Genomic DNA, 14,689 nt, shown 5'->3' with positions numbered 1-14,689 from the left:
CTACTTTCCGTCAAGTCGGTGAATCAAACACACTGAGCCGGCCCTGAGCATCGCAATTCCACGACCGGCTGAACGCCTGCATCAGCCCTCCACCTGACTCCACTGCTTGCTCAGGCGCTTGTCCGACACCGCCATCTTCGTGCCCAGTTGCTGGGCCCAGAGGGATACGCGGTACTCTTCGAGCATCCATCGGTACAGGGTCAGGTTGGGGTCACGCTTACCTTCCTGCAGGTGCTTGCCGAGGCGCGCCTGGTACTGCTCCCAATAGCCGGCCAGCTCGCCGCTCCACACGCGGTCGCGTTGCAGTTGCGCGGCGATCTTGTCGAAGCGTTGTTCGATGGCCTTGAGGTAGCGTGGCACTTCCTTGAGCCATTCGGCCGGGGTTTCGCGCACGAAGCCGGGATAGACGAGATTGCCCAGCTGCGCCTTGATGTCGTTGAGCGCCACGGCCTGGGCCAGGTCGATCTTGCCCTTGAAGCGCTTCTGCAGGCCGTGCCACAGCTTGAGAATGTCCAGGGTAAGGCGCGCCAGCTTCTCGGCGTGCTCGGTCCAGGCGCCGCGCTTCTTCTCGGCCAGGGCGGCCAGGGCTGCGCCATCACGGGGCAGCGGCTGTTCGCCGTCGAGGATGCAGCTGTCCAGGCTGGCCAGCAGTATGTCTTCGACCAGTGCATCGACGCGGCCCAAGTCGCGGTGCAGCAGGCCCAGCTCAGTCAGCCCAGGCAATTTGCCGCGCAGGAACTTGGCGGGCTCGGCCAGCTGTTGCAGCAACAGGCGCTGCAGGGCGCGACGGTGTTGGAACTCGGCTTCGGCCTGGGTCGGGAAGCGCCCTTCCTTGACCACAGCACCTTCTTCCACCAGCGCCGGGAACACCGTCATCGACAACCCGGCAACCTTCTGCTGAGTCTTCTCGGCAACCTGGGCGAAGCCCTTGGCTTCAACCGGCTTCTGCACCTTGTCGGTTTGCGGGATGGCCAGCGCGGCCTGGCTGGCCTCGGCGAAACGCGCAGTCAGCTCGGCCAGGTCGCGGCCTTCGCCGAGCGGCTTGCCGTGGGTATCGACCACCTCGATGTTCATCTTCAGGTGGCTTTCCAGCTGGCGGGTCGCCTCGACCCACGCCTCGCTGTCGATCCGTGCGCCGGTCATGCGTTGCAGTTCACGGGCCAGGCTTTCTGGCAGGCTGCCCTGGCCGAAGGTGAGTTTGCTCAGGGCGGCGCCGACGAAGTCCGGCACCGGCACGAAGTTCTTGCGGATGGCCTTGGGCAGGCCACGCACCAGGTCGATGGCCTTGGCCTCGATCAGCCCCGGCACCAGCCACTCCAGGCGCTCGCCCGGCAGCTGCGGCAACAGCGGCGCCGGCACGCGTAGGGTCACGCCGTCGCGTGGGTGGTTGGGCTCGAAGTGATAAGTCAGCGGCAACTGCAGCTCACCGATATGCAGGGTGTCCGGGTACTGCGCGGCGGTGACTTCCAGCGCCTCGCGGGCCAGCACGTCCTCCTCGCGCATCATCAGCAGTTGCGGGTCCTTGGCGCTCTCGCGCTTGTACCAGCTCTCGAAGGTGGCGGTCTGGTAGATGTCCGCGGGAATGCGCGCCTCGTAGTAGGCGAACAGGGTTTCCTCGTCGGCGAGAATGTCGCGGCGACGCGCCTTGGCTTCCAGCTCGTCGAGTTTTTCCAGCAGTACGCGGTTGGCGTTCAGGCACTTGGCGCGGCTGTTGATTTCGCCACGCACCAGCCCTTCACGAATAAACAGCTCACGGGACGCCACAGGGTCGATGGGCCCGTAATGCACCGGGCGACGACCGACCACGATCATGCCGTACAGGGTGACCTGCTCATACGCCACCACCTGGCCGCGCTTCTTCTCCCAGTGCGGCTCGAAGTGGTTCTTCTTGATCAGGTGGCCGGCCAGGGGCTCGATCCAGTCCGGCTCGATCTTCGCCACCTGGCGGGCGAACAGCTTGGTGGTTTCGACCAGCTCGGCGGCCATGATCCAGTTGGGCTTCTTGCGGCCGATCACCGACGACGGATGCACCCAGAAGCGTCGCTGCCGAGCACCGAGGAAGTCGCCCTCCTCGGCTTTCTGGCCGATCTGGCTGAGCAGGCCGCTGAGAATCGCCTTGTGCACGGCCGCGTAACCCTTGGCGCGCTGCGCGGCTTCGCTGGCTTCGGCCTGCTCGCGCAGGATCACGTTGACCTTGGTGTCGGTGGTCGCCTGCACCTGGGCCTGCGCAGGCTTGCCGCCGTCCGCCGCCTGAGCGCCAGCCTTGCCGGGCGCCAGCTGCAGATCCTTGGCGAGCAGCACCAGCTGGCGATGGGCATCGCGCCATTCGCGCAGGCGCATGTAGTTGAGGAAGTTCTTCTTGCACCAACTGCGCAGCGGGTTGGAGCCCAGCTCCTGGCGCTTTTCCTCGAAGCCACGCCACAGGTTGATCAGCGCGGCGAAATCCGAATCCACGTCCTTCCACTGCGCGTGGGCCTGGTCGGCCGCCTGCTGGCGATCCATCGGCCGCTCGCGCGGGTCCTGCACCGACAGCGCGCTGGCGACGATCAACAGTTCCGGCAGGCTGCCGAGCTTGGCCGCTTCGAGCACCATGCGGCCCAGGCGCGGGTCGATGGGCAGGCGCGCCAGCTGGCGACCCAGTGGCGTCAGCTGGCCTTCTCGATTGACCGCCGAAAGCTCTTGCAGCAGGTTGAAACCATCGCTGATGGCCTTGCCATCCGGTGGTTCGATAAAGGGGAAATCCTCGATACTGCCCAGGCGCAGATGGAGCATCTGTAGGATCACCGCCGCCAGATTGGTGCGCAGGATTTCCGGATCGGTGAAGCTCGGCCGGCCGAGGAAATCCTCCTCGCTGTACAGGCGCACGCAGATGCCCGGCTCGACCCGCCCGCAACGGCCCTTGCGCTGGTTGGCGCTGGCCTGGGAGATGGCCTCGATGGGCAGGCGCTGCACCTTGGCGCGGTAGCTGTAGCGGCTGATGCGCGCCGTGCCGCTGTCGATCACGTAGCGAATGCCGGGTACCGTCAGCGAGGTTTCCGCCACGTTGGTGGCCAGCACGATCTTGCGCCCGGCCATGGGCGCGAAGATCTTCTGCTGCTCGGCCGGCGTCAGCCGCGCATACAGCGGCAGCACTTCGGTAAAGCGCAGGTTGGCCTTGCGCAGTACCTCGGCAGCATCGCGAATCTCGCGCTCGCCGGGCAGGAAGATCAGCACATCGCCGGGGCGCTGGCCGACGCTCTTCTCATGGGCGGCGATCTCGTCCAGCGCAGCGAGAATGGCCTGGTCGACGGTCAGGTCGTCGAGCAGGCTTTCGCCCTCTTCGTCCACCTCGGCGGCCAGCGGGCGGTACCAGGTTTCCACCGGATAGGTGCGCCCGGAAACCTCGACGATGGGTGCATCCGGCAGCCCGTCGCCACCGAAGTGCTTGGAAAAGCGCTCCAGGTCGATGGTCGCCGAGGTGATGATCACCTTGAGATCGGGGCGGCGCGGCAGCAGGGTTTTCAGATACCCCAGGAGAAAATCGATATTGAGGCTGCGTTCGTGGGCCTCGTCGACGATAATGGTGTCGTACTTTTCCAGGTAGCGGTCGTGCTGGGTCTCGGCGAGCAGAATGCCGTCGGTCATCAGCTTGATCAGCGAACTGTCCTTGCTCTGATCCTCGAAGCGCACCTGGTAGCCGACCAGCTCACCGAGCGGTGTGCCGATCTCCTCGGCCACCCGCGTGGCCACGCTGCGCGCCGCCAAACGCCGTGGTTGGGTATGACCGATCAGGCCGTGCTGGCCCCGGCCGATTTCCAGGCAGATCTTCGGCAGCTGAGTGGTCTTGCCCGAGCCGGTTTCGCCGGCGATCACTAATACCTGATGCTTTTCCAGCGCTGCCTTGATCTCGTCGCGCTTGGCGGCAATCGGCAAGGCGTCGTCATAACGCATCACTGGCACGCTCAAGCGCCGCGCCTCGACCTTGGCGCACGACGCCTGCAAACGCTCCAGCCACTGCGCCTGCTTGGCCTCGTCGGGCTTTTTCTGCAGCTCGTACAACTGCCGACGCAGACGATGGCGGTCGGCGATCATGGCGTGGTCGAGGTTCTTCTGCAGGGCGGCGATATCGAAGGGGGCGTCGGTCATCAGGCTCGGGGCGGGTCGCGGAAAAGCGGCGATTGTCGCAGATTCCGGGGGGTGGGGTGCAGGGTGGGCTGTCGATGGAAATTGAGGAAAGAGTAAGTTAGCGAAGGATGGCTTTTAGAACCTGTCGGCTTGGAGCAGAAAATAAATCTGCCCAATCCGTACCCGTTTTCACCCATTTCATCAAACCAGCATCATTGCCATAACTAGTGATAGCATTTAGCCTTATAGGAAACGATAGCTAGGCTGCCATTCATTTTAATCACGGCGACATCCAAAGGAGAAACTCCTCACTTGAGGATGAATCTCATAACTCCAGAACGAAGTCACATACAAAGGGAATTGTCATGGCTAACACTTATAATATCTACAAAGTCAAACCAACCAAACTGGACCAACTAAAGGAAAAATTAACATCCGTTGGGCTAGTAGAGCAAAAAACGCTACAAAAGGACGGATACTCAAAAACATTTTACTTTTCAGAAAAAGTAGAAGGTAATGAAGTTTGGTGGTGGAAGACATACCGCGACTTCTTCAACAAAGACGTAGAAGAGCCAAAAAATATTTTTAACTTCGCAGTATTAATTTGTATAAACACTTTAGAACCCGAGAAGATATTTGCCGTCAGCTTAGGCAAATCACACTTTTACCTCTCAAAATTCATACAACTAGATTTTGGTATTGATCTCGCTCTACATATGGCTGATGAGAGCTCGATACTGCTCAAGAAAAGCCGGTATTTTACTGGCACAAAAAGGCAAGACGTATCTTCATACCAACAATTCCAAATAAATAACTATGAAGCCGGAGAATCTGTAGATCACATAAAACTGAAGGCCGCAAATAAAACATTATGGGGTAAACGCAATATAATTTTTGCTGACTCTATCCAGATGGACATGGACAAGCAACCCATGCACCTCCCTGAAATATTCAAAATAATTGAAGCCAGTTTCAAGGATGATCAAATAATACATCTTCCGAAACTAGAATCGGCCAACTCTGATATAGCAGACGATCTAGACACCTAAACTTTTAATCATCTGAAAAACGGTGAAGGGAGCGTGGACATCGATCAGTTCCATGTAAGCGGTGTATCCATATGCTTTAACTTTCATGACTATGACTATGTCATCAAGGCAAAGAGTAGTGAGGGGAGAATCGTAAGCAAGCCCCTAGGCAACACTTTGGAAATTGAAGGCATCTCGGAATTCCTAGCTGAAAACCCCGACATTGACGATATAAACAATGTAACAGTGCAGTTTAAAAGCGAGGATACAGGGCGCTTTACTAGAAGCCTAAAAGAGCTTCTGGACATACCTATCACGTGGGATGAGCAGCAATATTTTTTGAAAAACGGCGAATGGTTCTTTTTCAACCAAGTCTTCATGGATTACCTGAAACGCTCTCTTAGCACTATTGATATAATTATAGAAGAACAACTGATTGAGGCAGACTTCATTACTTGGCAAACTAACAAGCGAGCGAATCAACAAAACGGAGATGACAAAGTTGACTATCGCGAAGCATATTTCAATCAAAAAATATGTAACGATCGCGGATATACACTTTTAGACCGTGAGTTAACAGCTATTCGCTCGCTAGATCAAAAAAGAAGAGATTATCAAATTGAAATAGCAGACCTCTATTATAAAGGCGAAATAATTTCCGTAAAGATCTCAAAAAAGAAGCCCGAGTTAATCTACAACATTGAGCAATCGAAAGACTCAATAACCCTCATCAAAAACAACAAAATAAAGTTCAACAAGAAGCTGACTTCGGCGGCGCTTTGGTTTGTATTCGAAGAAGACGTTAAAAACATCACAGATGTAAACTCTATCCAATTCCTACTAGCAGTCGAAGCCTGGAAGAAATTAGTTAGCGGATACGCGCTTAAGCCCAAAATCTATATATCACGCCACATTAAATAAAGAACCCACCTCTTCAAATATCATCGAGTGCTACGGCTCAATGCGACGTTAATTGCGGTCTGCCGCCTATTTATTTTCGTTAGTACTGCGCGCCTGATGAACAGCTCTCCCAGCGCCATTGTCTCAAAGCTAGGCGCCAGCCGAACGGCGCTGGGCTTCCTTCCTGGCAGGGCGATACGATGCCGATCAACCTCGATAGCAATCGATGACGAGAGAATGGCTTTGCGGCTCAAAGACGCCTGTTGTTTGGGGCGTCAGAAGGCAGCAAGACCAATCTTCAAGAAGTGGCAGCTTGGCTAAGAACGTTGTGACGTGCGATTGCGCAAAGGTTGCCATCGAACTCGATGGGGCGCCGTTCATCTCCACCGAATGCCATTGCAACAGTTGCCGGGAAGCGGCGGCACGTCTTGAGCAGCTGCCGCTTGCGCGGCCAATGCTGGAGCGCAATGCAGGCACGCAGTTTGTGCTCTATCGCAAAGACAGGATCCAAATCCTGCGCGGCCGGGATCTTCTGGAGGCTTTCCGGCTCGGGCCTAAAGCTCCAACGCGCCGCGTAATCAGCCGGTGCTGCAACAGCCCGATCTTTCTCGAATTCCAGAGCGGCCACTGGCTCAGCCTTTATTCGAGTCTCTGGCCCGCAGAGACACGGCCAACGCCGCAGCTGCGCACCATGACCCGCGACAGAAGAGACCAACTGGCGCTCGATGAGAGTGTTCCAGCGGGCACGCTTCAGACCTGGCGATTCTATGCAAAGCTGTTGGCCGCGTGGATTGCCATGGGATTCAAATCCCCCAGGATCTGCATTGGCGAGGAAGCTGAGCGCGAGAAAACAACCAGAAAATAATCTGCGCCTTTTTAGAACCAATTACGCCTCGCCAATGCGCAACATGCTCGCCATCACCCACGAAGCCAACGTGCTGGGCCAGAGCCAAGCCTGAGCGAGCACTGGGTCAGTTGCCTGGCCCGACCCGCTGCACAAGCACTTCTTGCTGGGTGTACATATCCGTCAGCACCACTTCGCCATCGGTGAGATCCGGAGTGATCATCACCGAGCGAATCAACCGCACCGACTGCCCTTCTCGCGCTTGAATATTCTCGAACGCCACCACGATCGACTTGTTACGCCAGTGCCCGACATCGAAGCCACCGGCCGCGATGAACTGGCCGATATCACGCTGATCGTTGAAGGCCGATGCCGGCAATACCAACGGCTGATCCTTTAGGAACACCTCGTAGTACTGGTGGCTGCCCGCCGGGAAGTTACGCACGATCACATGCTCGATGCGCCAGTGGTAAACCGAGTTCTCGTACACCACCTTGCGCTCCATCGGCTTGCCGGTGCAGGCCGTGAGCACTGGCAGAAGCATGGCGCTAAGGCAGAGGCCGAGCTTATGCAGCATGAGGGTCGGGTCCAGGAAAGGCAGCGGCACTGGCCAGAATGTAAGGCTAACGCCATTCACCCTGGCAGTGGTTCGCTGGTTTCGCTATTGCGGGAAGGCCGTGTGCGCAGTGACTGCGCTGTCAGGCATCGCTATCAGCAGTGGCGGCCGGTTCTTTCGGCTTCTGCTGAGCTCGACGCATCTGGCTGCGCTGGCGTCTGGCCTGCTGCTTGGCATGCAGTGCCTGGGCCGCCGTCACCGTGCCAGCTGCCTGGCCATCCAAGTCCAGGCGCGGGGCATCTTCGATCATGCTAGCCCAGTAGCGACCGCCCCGGCACCAGGATGCCAAGCCAAGCTTGAGCTGCTCCTGGGATATGCCCAGCTTCTCCAGGTGCTGCTCGGCATCCTTGAGAATGCCTTCCTTGAGCGGAACCTTGGGGGCGGGATTGACCGGGAAGGCCAGCGGGAAGTGCTTCTGCAAACGCCAGATCGCCTCCAGCGCAGGGTCCTGCTCCTGAGTCTTTTTTGGCGAGGCAGGCTGGCGCTTGCGCGGCTTGGCAGGCTCGGTTTTCACCTGCTGCTTTTCAGCTCGCAGGCGGTCGCGTAGATCAGCTAATTGCTCAAAACCCATCGTTCAGTTAACAACTTCGTGGTTGATTGTCGGCGCAAGCTTATCCCATGCCGTCTTACAAGACAGCCTGCTGCGCACTTTGATTTTCAGCACCTCACATCTTGCATGGCACCCTGGGAATAAATTCCGTTAAGGTCGCCCGCTTGATCTGGTTTCGGAAGCCCCTTCATGAAGTCGCTGTTTCGCTTAGAGGATTTGGAATTCAGCCAGGCACAACTGCGCCTGGTGGTGGTTTTCGTCGTATCGCTCTATGCCCTGATCATGTATCCGCTGGGGCTGCTCGATGCCGAACTGCTGAAGGCGGTTCTGGTTAGCGGAACGGTGTTCACGCTGCTGTCGCTGCTAATGCTCGCCCACCTCTGGTTCTTGCCACAGCCCATGGTGTGGCGCAGGGTTGCCGCCATGCTGCTGGACAATCTGGGCGCCTGCGCGGTGATGATTCTCGGGCAGGAAACCTTGCTACCCACGTTCTGCGTCCTTTTGAGCATGACGGTTGGCAATGGCGTGCGCTTTGGCCGGCCCTATCTGATTCTCGCTACAACCTTCGGCCTTGCCTCTATCGCGCTGATTGCGGCCTTCATGCCCTTCCTGCAGGAGCACCCGGCGGTTCTGGTGATGATGGTGCTGAGCATGCTGGTGCTGCCCACCTTCAGCTACTTCCTGCTGGGGCGTTTGCAGGAGGCCATGGCGGCCGCCAAGCGTGCCGACCAGGACAAGTCGCGCTTTCTGGCGCAGGCCAGCCATGACCTGCGCCAACCCATTCACGCGATCGGCTTGTTCACCACGTGCCTGCGGGGCACCCCGCTCAATGCCGAGCAACATCAGTTGATCGATAGCGTCGACCGCTCCCTGCTAAGCGTCGAGCAGCTTTTCCGCTCGCTGCTCGACATCTACACGCTCGATCAGCAGCAGGTCTTGCCGCGCAATCAGCCGCTGGATCTGCATCGACTGTTAGCCGACCTGAAGAAGCAGAACAGCGAAGCCGCGCGCTGGGCCGGGGTGGATATCCGCATACGTGGCGCCGCCACGCTGACCTACAGCGACCCGGCGCTACTCAGCACCCTGCTGCAAAACCTGATCTCCAATGCGATCAAATACGCGCCGGGTAGCCCGTTACTCATTGCCTGCCGCCGGCGTGGTTCGACCCTCACCCTGCAACTGCATGATCGTGGCCCGGGCATTGCCCCGGAGCATCTGCCGCACCTGTTCGAAGAGTTCTATCGCGTACGCCAGGAGCGAGATCGGGATGTCGAAGGCATTGGCCTGGGCTTGAGCATCGTCAAACGCATCGCCACCCTCCTCGACTTGCGCATCAGTGTCGCCTCGCGAGTCGGCCATGGCACCTCGATCACCCTGGAAGGCCTGCCGGAAGTCATGCCTCACGGGGCGACCGCTGCGCTGCCAGCAGCCGAGCCTGTCGCCCACCTAGAAGGCATTCATGTGCTGCTCATCGAGGATGACCGTAGCGTGCTGGAGGCAATGGCTAAATTGCTGCGCTCCTGGGGATGCAAGGTGACCGCTATCGACAGCCCGCCCACTGAAGCGTTGCCCTGCGATGTGGTGGTAACGGATTTCGATTTGGGCCGTGAAGCCACAGGCGTTGAGTGCCTGGCGCAGCTCGAAAAGTGGCATGGCCGCTCGTTACCGGCGTTGATCCTCACGGGTCACGCCCCGGAAAAGATCAGATCAGCGTTACCGGACCCGAGCATACCGCTGCTGTCGAAACCAGTGCGCTCAACCGAGTTGCAGCGCGTTATCGCCGAACTGGCTGAGCGCTAGGCCACCGCACCTGACCTAGGCACCTCGATTCTGCGCACCTAGCCCATGCCGGGCGCCCAGCGCCGCGGCGGCCGCACGCGAGCTCACGCCAAGCGCACTCAGCAGCGCAGAGACATGAATGCGCACGGTAAAGGGGGAGATACGCAGCACCTGTGCGATCTCCTTGTTGCTCAGCCCAGCCGTGATGAGCTGCAGCACCTCGAATTGCCGTGCAGTGAGCGACGAGAAATGGTCGGCGGTGGCAGGTGGCTCATAGGCGGTGAAACGGCCCTGGGGCGCGCAGCGAACCACACGCTCGCCATTCAACGCGGCCGTCAACGCCTCGGCGACCTCGTGGGGAGGCAGCGATTTGCCGATAAAGGCGCTGGCCCCCTGGCTCATGATGCGCTCGACCACCAGCGGGTCTTCGCACATCGACACCACCAGCAGTAGCGAAGTGGGGAACTCCTGGCGCCAGTCCGCGATAGAGGCCCACTGGTTATCGCTCGAATACATCAGGTCCAGAAAAATGCCCGTAGGAAGCTGCGACCGAGCCAGCGTCAAGGCCTCATCCAGCGTCGCCGCCTCTTTGATCGAGGCGTCCGGTCGTGCCTGTGCTAGCAGCCGCACCAGTCCATCACGAAAAAGCGGGTGATCGTCAGCGACGATGAAAAGATCATGGGGCATCTGCGGTGAACATCCGGGTGTCTGTGATCGACACGATACCGCATCGCTCCCTGCATCGCAGCCTGGCCGTAGCTGGCGCAATGGTGCAGCGCAATACCTTAGATGCTCAGGATTTCGCTAGCAGGGAGCCGATTGGTGGTCTTCATTTCCCGCAGGGAGAGGTTGGAGCGAATACTGGAGACACCTGGCAGTGCCCTCAGCACTTTCTCGACGAACCGGCTGTAACTATCCAGATCGCGTGCCACCACCTGAAGCAGGAAGTCGGCCTCGCCAGTAGTGTTGTGGCAACTGAGCACCTGCGGCGCGGAGGCGATGATGCTTTCAAACTTGGCGGTCGCCTCTTCGCTGTGATCGGTGCAGGAAATCTGCACGAAGGCCATGACTCCAAGCCCTAATTTTTTACGGTTGAGAATGGCTTGGTATCCCTCGATAACGCCACATTCCTCAAGGCGCTTTTGTCTGCGCCAACAGGAGGCTTCGCTAAGGGCAACTTGTTGCGCGAGCTTCACGTTCGACAACCTGCCGTCACGCTGCAGCCGATCACAGATTGCAATGTCTACTTTATCAATGCCAGTCGGCATGGAAATTCCTTTCATATAAAAACGTATTAATGAAGGATCATTTCAATAACCGCGAATTGTCAATCTTATTCTGAAAGGTAATTTCAGGGCGTTTATTCATAATGAATGCAAGTTTCCATCACGCAACAATGCGGCGCAGTAGTCCGTACCGGTAATAAGCCGGTGTCCTTCCTAGCTATTGCGTACCAAGTGGTGCCGAACTGAAGTCCTAGCGATTGTTCAATCAGAGGTGCTCCATGAAAGCCGTTGTCTACGAAGCCTTTTCTCAGCCGCCGCGCGTAATGACGGTCGCTGATCCCAGCGCAGAACGCCACGGCGTGGTCATTCAGGTCAAAGGCACGGGCGTGTGCCGCAGCGACTGGCATGGCTGGAAAGGCCATGACCCGGATATCCAGTTGCCGCACGTGCCGGGGCACGAGCTGGCCGGCGTCGTGGCGGAAGTCGGCCGTGATGTGACCAAGTGGAAAGTAGGCGACCGGGTAACCGTGCCTTTCGTAGGTGGTTGCGGCGCCTGCCCCGAGTGCAACAGCGGTAATCAACAGGTCTGCCACACGCAGTTCCAGCCAGGTTTTACCCATTGGGGTTCGTTCGCGGAGTATGTGGGCATCCACCAGGCCGACCTGAATCTGGTCGCACTGCCCGAGCACATGGACTACGCAACCGCCGCCAGCCTGGGTTGCCGTTTCGTCACCTCATTTCGCGCGGTCGTCGACCAAGGCAAAGTCAGCGCCGGCCAGTGGGTAGCGGTGCACGGGTGCGGCGGTGTGGGCCTATCGGCCGTGATGATCGCCCAAGCCATTGGCGCCAATGTCATCGCTATCGACATCGCCGACGACAAGCTGGCACTGGCTCGTGCCCTAGGGGCCGTGGCGACGGTGAACGCGACCCAGGTGGCGGACGTAACCGAGGCAGTCATGGAGATTACCCACGGGGGCGCCCACGTATCGCTCGATGCGTTGGGGCACCCAACCACCTGCTTCAACTCCATCAACAACTTGCGCCGTCGTGGCAGGCACGTCCAGGTCGGCCTGATGCTCGCTGACCACGCCACGCCGGCGATCCCGATGAGCAAGGTCATCGCCCACGAGCTGGAGATTTACGGCAGCCACGGCATGCAAGCGCACCGCTATGACGCCATGTTCGAGATGATTGCGTCCGGCAAACTGGCGCCCGAGAAGCTGGTCGGCAAAACCATCAGCCTGGAGCAGTCCATCGACGCGCTGGTGAATATGGATCGCTTCGAGACCACTGGCGTTACAGTGGTGACGCAGTTCTAGAGTTTGCTGTGGCCTTCCAGCTGACACCCTAACGAAAAAGGGACGGATTTATTTAATCCGTCCCTTTTCAATTAACGCCTTTTTAGGTCACTGGTGCCACTACTACCCTCGACCGCCACGCAAACCCCAACACCATCAACAACCCCAGCCCTGCCATCGCCGCTCCGGCCAGCGAGATAGCCGGATAACCGAGCCCGGCGTTGATCACTACGCCACCGACAGCGGCACCTACGGCATTGCCCAGGTTGAAGGCGCCGATATTCACCGCCGAAGCAAGATTGGGCGCCGCCTTAGCCGCCTCCATCACGCGCATCTGCAGTGGCGGCACGATGGCGAAGCTAGCGATGCCCCAGATGAGAATGGCCACCGCGGCTGGCAGCGGCCAACGCATCAGCACGGTAAAGGCCAGCAGCACCAGGATCAGCGCACTCAGCGAGGCGATCAGGGTGCGGTCGATGGAGCGATCCGCCGCCTTGCCGCCCCACATGTTGCCAAGCGTCAGGCCCACACCGTAGAGCACCAGCATGGCGGTGATAAAGCCGGTGGACGCGTGGGTCTGTGTGCTGAGAATCGGCGCGATGTAGGTGAACACGGTGAACATCGCACTGGAGCCGACCACGGTCAGGGCCAGCGCGGCGAGCACCGGGCCACGGCCGAGCACGCGGATTTCAGCGAGTACGCCATCGCTCTTCGGCAGCTCGACGTTCGGCAAGGCGAACCACAGCGCGAGCATGGTGATCACGCCCAGGCCGGAGATGCCCCAGAACGCCGTGCGCCAGCCAAGCAACTCACCGAACCAGGCAGCCAGCGGCACGCCGCCGATGGTCGCCAGGGTCAAGCCCATGAACATCGCCGCGACCGCGCCGGCCCGTTTGTCCGGCGCAACCAGGCTGGCAGCTACCACCGAGCCAACGCCAAAGAAGGCGCCGTGGTTGAGCGAGGTGACCACACGGGCGATCAGCAGGCTGGTGTAGTCGGTGGCCAGGGCGGACATCAGGTTGCCGAGGGTGAAGATGGCCATCAGCCCGATCAGCAGGTAGCGCCGGGGAATCTTGCCGGTGGTAAGAGTCATCAGCGGCGCGCCGATCAGCACACCGATGGCATAGGCGCTGACCAGCAGGCCGGCGGCGGGAATCGACACGCCAAGATCACTGGCGATGCCGGGCAACATGCCCATGGGGGCGAACTCGGTAACGCCGATGCCGAACGCACCGGTGGCGAGCGCGACGAGGGGTGGATTGATACGCATGAGAGGCTCCTTATCTATGCCGCAAATGCTACGATCCCGACCCCAATGGCGGTAGACCGCATTTCTGGCAAACACCTTTGCTGCAGAGGCACAAATGGACGTAGGCGGCCGATCAGGCGAGATGGAAGTGCTGGTGCGCGTGGCGCAGGAAGGCAGCCTGTCGGCAGCGGCGCGTACGCTGGGCATGACGCCCTCGGCGGTCAGCCGCATCATCGCCCGCACCGAACTGCGCCTGGGCACCCGCCTGCTGCTGCGCACCACCCGGGCAATCACCTTCACGGCTGAAGGCGAGGCGTATCTGCGTGGCGCCCGGCGCATTCTCGCGGACCTGGCGGAAGTCGAAGACGCCATCGCCGACCAGAGCGTGCCCAAGGGCCGCCTGCGGGTCAGCGCTGCGCTCGGTCATGGTCGGCAGGCCATCGTGCCGCTGGTGGCGGCCTTCAGCGCGCGCTATCCGAACATCGTCGTCGACCTGACTCTCGGCGATGAGGTGGTGGACATTCTTGGCGGCCAGGCCGACGTAGCAGTGCGTTTCGGCCCCCTGCCGGACAGCCCACTGACCGCTCGCAAGATCGGCGACACCGGCCAAGTGGTGGTGGCCTCGCCCGACTACCTGGCGCGTCACGGCACGCCCCAGGCGCCGGAAGACCTGCTGCAGCACAACTGCCTGCGCTTCAACTTCCGCCGCGCCGAGCCCAACTGGCCCTTCGTGCGCGACGGCGAGGTGTTCTCCCTGAAGGTATGCGGCAACATCGAATGCAGCAGCGGCGAAGCACTGGCGCAGTTGGCCCGCGTCGGTGCCGGCATCGCCCGTATCGGCGCCTTCACGGTCAACGAGGACATCGGGCGCGGCGATCTGGTGCAACTGCTCGAAGCCTACAACCCCGGCGAGCGGGAACCGATCCACGCGGTATTCGTCGGCGGCCCGACGATGCCGGCGCGGGTGCGGCTGTTCGTGGATTTTCTGATCGAGCATCACCGCCTATAAGGGGTTCATGAGGGCTCTTCGGCGGGTGCTGGTGAAGCCAGCAGCAAACCGGGCTTGGCAGGTAAACCAAGCTGATATGATCGCCC

The 14,689-nt window shown here is 59.7% G+C and carries 12 protein-coding genes; 6 read left to right on the top strand and 6 right to left on the bottom strand.

Annotated features, from left to right (window positions below; all coding sequences use genetic code 11):
- Positions 1-81: 81 nt before the first annotated feature.
- Entirely contained in the window at positions 82-4,125 is a 4,044-nt protein-coding gene (gene hrpA / locus BUC40_RS11730) for an ATP-dependent RNA helicase HrpA (protein WP_073265810.1), read from the bottom strand.
- A gap of 344 nt (positions 4,126-4,469) precedes the next feature.
- On the opposite strand from hrpA, the gene BUC40_RS23155 reads away from it, so the two are divergent.
- The 3 genes from BUC40_RS23155 to BUC40_RS11720 all read left to right on the top strand — a co-directional run bounded on the left by BUC40_RS23155 (position 4,470) and on the right by BUC40_RS11720 (position 6,897).
- Positions 4,470-5,153: a DUF6119 family protein gene (locus tag BUC40_RS23155; RefSeq protein ID WP_244160636.1), complete on the top strand. Its 684-nt coding sequence runs from the start codon at positions 4,470-4,472 to the stop codon at positions 5,151-5,153.
- 33 nt (positions 5,154-5,186) lie between these two features.
- Entirely contained in the window at positions 5,187-6,053 is an 867-nt protein-coding gene (locus BUC40_RS23150; protein WP_244160635.1) for a DUF6119 family protein, read from the top strand.
- 292 nt (positions 6,054-6,345) lie between these two features.
- Positions 6,346-6,897, top strand: coding sequence for a GFA family protein (locus tag BUC40_RS11720; RefSeq protein ID WP_073265808.1), 552 nt, complete (start codon positions 6,346-6,348; stop codon positions 6,895-6,897).
- Between the two features lie 106 nt (positions 6,898-7,003).
- Here the strand turns inward: BUC40_RS11720 and BUC40_RS11715 are convergent, their stop codons facing one another.
- Together BUC40_RS11715 and BUC40_RS11710 are read right to left on the bottom strand one after the other, a co-directional pair.
- A complete protein-coding gene (locus BUC40_RS11715; RefSeq protein WP_073265806.1) occupies positions 7,004-7,453 on the bottom strand; it encodes a hypothetical protein in 450 nt (149 codons plus the stop codon).
- Between the two features lie 121 nt (positions 7,454-7,574).
- Positions 7,575-8,063: a ProQ/FinO family protein gene (locus BUC40_RS11710; protein ID WP_073265804.1), complete on the bottom strand. Its 489-nt coding sequence runs from the start codon at positions 8,061-8,063 to the stop codon at positions 7,575-7,577.
- Positions 8,064-8,231: 168 nt separating this feature from the next.
- Between BUC40_RS11710 and BUC40_RS11705 the strand changes: the two genes are divergently transcribed.
- A complete protein-coding gene (locus BUC40_RS11705; RefSeq protein ID WP_073265802.1) occupies positions 8,232-9,842 on the top strand; it encodes a hybrid sensor histidine kinase/response regulator in 1,611 nt (536 codons plus the stop codon).
- Positions 9,843-9,857: 15 nt separating this feature from the next.
- On the opposite strand, the gene BUC40_RS11700 is transcribed toward BUC40_RS11705, so the two are convergent.
- Entirely contained in the window at positions 9,858-10,508 is a 651-nt protein-coding gene (locus tag BUC40_RS11700; protein WP_073265800.1) for a response regulator transcription factor, read from the bottom strand.
- Between the two features lie 98 nt (positions 10,509-10,606).
- The gene (locus tag BUC40_RS11695; protein WP_073265798.1) at positions 10,607-11,089 is read right to left on the bottom strand and encodes an Lrp/AsnC family transcriptional regulator; all 483 of its coding nucleotides are present in this window, start codon (positions 11,087-11,089) and stop codon (positions 10,607-10,609) included.
- A gap of 236 nt (positions 11,090-11,325) precedes the next feature.
- Here BUC40_RS11695 and BUC40_RS11690 point away from each other — a divergent pair, with 236 nt between their 5' ends.
- A complete protein-coding gene (locus BUC40_RS11690; RefSeq protein WP_073265797.1) occupies positions 11,326-12,366 on the top strand; it encodes a zinc-dependent alcohol dehydrogenase family protein in 1,041 nt (346 codons plus the stop codon).
- A gap of 82 nt (positions 12,367-12,448) precedes the next feature.
- Here the strand turns inward: BUC40_RS11690 and BUC40_RS11685 are convergent, their stop codons facing one another.
- The gene (locus BUC40_RS11685; protein WP_073265795.1) at positions 12,449-13,615 is read right to left on the bottom strand and encodes an MFS transporter; all 1,167 of its coding nucleotides are present in this window, start codon (positions 13,613-13,615) and stop codon (positions 12,449-12,451) included.
- Between the two features lie 94 nt (positions 13,616-13,709).
- Between BUC40_RS11685 and BUC40_RS11680 the strand changes: the two genes are divergently transcribed.
- Entirely contained in the window at positions 13,710-14,603 is an 894-nt protein-coding gene (locus BUC40_RS11680) for a LysR family transcriptional regulator (RefSeq protein WP_073265793.1), read from the top strand.
- Positions 14,604-14,689: the final 86 nt, after the last annotated feature.

The sequence above is a fragment of the Phytopseudomonas punonensis genome, assembly GCF_900142655.1.
GTDB classification, from domain to species: domain Bacteria; phylum Pseudomonadota; class Gammaproteobacteria; order Pseudomonadales; family Pseudomonadaceae; genus Aquipseudomonas; species Aquipseudomonas punonensis.
Note: the sequence above shows the minus strand (reverse complement) of the source record. Positions and strands in the feature narration are given on the sequence as shown.

What these genes read in the sequence shown, in the direction of transcription:
- BUC40_RS23155 (WP_244160636.1), top strand. Translation starts at nt 4,470, where the DNA reads ATGGCTAACACTTATAATATCTACAAAGTCAAACCAACCAAACTGGAC.
- BUC40_RS11680 (WP_073265793.1), top strand. Translation starts at nt 13,710, where the DNA reads ATGGACGTAGGCGGCCGATCAGGCGAGATGGAAGTGCTGGTGCGCGTG.
- BUC40_RS11710 (WP_073265804.1), bottom strand. Translation starts at nt 8,063, where the DNA reads ATGGGTTTTGAGCAATTAGCTGATCTACGCGACCGCCTGCGAGCTGAA.
- hrpA (WP_073265810.1), bottom strand. Translation starts at nt 4,125, where the DNA reads ATGACCGACGCCCCCTTCGATATCGCCGCCCTGCAGAAGAACCTCGAC.
- BUC40_RS11685 (WP_073265795.1), bottom strand. Translation starts at nt 13,615, where the DNA reads ATGCGTATCAATCCACCCCTCGTCGCGCTCGCCACCGGTGCGTTCGGC.
- BUC40_RS11705 (WP_073265802.1), top strand. Translation starts at nt 8,232, where the DNA reads ATGAAGTCGCTGTTTCGCTTAGAGGATTTGGAATTCAGCCAGGCACAA.
- BUC40_RS11690 (WP_073265797.1), top strand. Translation starts at nt 11,326, where the DNA reads ATGAAAGCCGTTGTCTACGAAGCCTTTTCTCAGCCGCCGCGCGTAATG.
- BUC40_RS11695 (WP_073265798.1), bottom strand. Translation starts at nt 11,089, where the DNA reads ATGCCGACTGGCATTGATAAAGTAGACATTGCAATCTGTGATCGGCTG.
- BUC40_RS11700 (WP_073265800.1), bottom strand. Translation starts at nt 10,508, where the DNA reads ATGCCCCATGATCTTTTCATCGTCGCTGACGATCACCCGCTTTTTCGT.
- BUC40_RS11715 (WP_073265806.1), bottom strand. Translation starts at nt 7,453, where the DNA reads ATGCTGCATAAGCTCGGCCTCTGCCTTAGCGCCATGCTTCTGCCAGTG.